At 29.5% G+C, this 1,822-nt stretch carries 2 protein-coding genes; both read right to left on the minus strand.

Annotated features, from left to right (window positions below):
• A partial coding sequence (locus SVN78_10840; GenBank protein ID MDY6822102.1) for an ABC transporter permease occupies positions 1-371 on the minus strand: 371 nt, incomplete at its 3' end.
• Positions 343-1,822: ATP-binding cassette domain-containing protein (locus SVN78_10845; GenBank protein MDY6822103.1), on the minus strand; the 1,480-nt coding region annotated here is incomplete at its 5' end. The genes SVN78_10845 and SVN78_10840, both read right to left, overlap by 29 nt.

Below are 1,822 nucleotides of genomic sequence, written 5' to 3' on the forward strand. Positions count from 1 at the left end.
GGAAATGTTCCATCAATATAAACACCAATATGTGGTACAACACCCTTAACAAGCTGTTCCTCAAAACTTGTGGGAATAATAATAAGTAAATCTATCTTATTATTTCTGATTTTCCACAGCCCTTCGTTAAATGAAATATTTAATAATCTAGAGTCAAAATATTTTGTATTAAAAAAATTCTCAATAAATTCTTCAGACATAGGAGTTCTATCTCTATCAATTATAACGGTTCTGACATGTTCTGTATCCATATTCATGCCAAAGCCTATTGTAAATAATGTTACAATGGGCAATAGATATGTTAATATGAATAACCTCTCTTTAAAATGTTCAATAAACTCTTTAATGGCTAATGTATATATTTGAAGCATCTCTATAGAAATTCACAAAAATTTCTTCAAAATTTAAAGATTCAGGGAAACGCTTATACAGATTATTAACTGTATCATCAGCTATTTTTTCTCCTTCTTTAAGCAGAACCACTCTATCACAATATTCAGCCTCACCCATATAATGAGTACTAACCACAATTGAAGTATCCCAATTTCTCTTTATCTTATGTAAAATCTCCCAAAAAAATTCACGTGCTACAACATCAACGCCATTTGTTGGCTCATCTAATATTAAAACAGGTGGCTCATGAAGCAATGCTACTGCTAAAGAAAGCCTTTGCCTTGTACCAAAAGATATATTTTCAGCCAAATGATTAATCCATTTTTCTATACCTAACATATATAAAAAATCTTTGATTTTTTTATCTATCTCTTTTTTACTCACACCATAAAGGGTTCCAAAATACTGTAAATTTTCCCTTACAGTTAAACGCTTATATAAGGCAAAGTTTTGTGATAAATAACCAATATGTGATTTTAAACTTATCCTATCCCTGTAATCTTTGATCTGCACACCTAATAGTTCAATTTTTCCTCCATCACTTGGTAGTAAACCAAGTAATATCTTCATAAAGGTCGTTTTACCTGCACCGTTTGGCCCAAGAAGTCCTAAAATCTCTTTCTTATTAAGATTAAGAGAAACTTGATTTAACGCTGTAAAGTTGCCAAATTTTTTTGTAATATTTTCAACTTTTACTATTATATTAGGTAATTCTTCTTTATGTCGTTCATCTATATATATCTTTGGATATTTCTTTTTCTTTTTTAGCCAATTTACAAAAAATATTGACTCTACCCCTGGCCTTTTTTTGTCTATACTTAGTGGTTCTAATGAATATATAAATTTTTCCGTCTTTATTATTTTATTATCATAATCTTCAATACTGTCATCCAACTGTCCTTTTGGATCATAACAATAATCAAATATTGATGAAATCAACGATTCTTTATCACCACAATCAACAATATTTCCCTCTTCAACTAAAATCAATTTATCCATGTAATCTGCTTCTTGTATATAGGTAGTTGAGATAATAGAAATAATATCTTCCCTCTTAGTCATATCGATCAACAATTGCCAAAATTCAGCCCTACCAATTGGATCAATACCTATAGTTGGCTCATCAAGCAACAATGCTTTAGGCTTATTCAGTAAAGTACAAACCAATGCCAATTTTTGCTTCATACCCCCTGATAAATTAGCTACCATTCTGGAAGTAAAATCTTTTAATTTGCTTATTGTTAATAAATAGTCCAAATAATCTCTAAATTCCTTATCTACCTTAACATGCTTAATATTGATAAAATAATCAATCTGTTGCTTTACAGTTAAACTATTATATAGAATAATACCTATACCTTGGGGCATTAAACCAATGTATTTTTTAATTTTATTTGACTCTTCAGCACTTGAATAGACAATTCCATCA

The organism is Deferribacterota bacterium (genome assembly GCA_034189185.1).
GTDB lineage: Bacteria > Chrysiogenota > Deferribacteres > Deferribacterales > UBA228 > UBA228.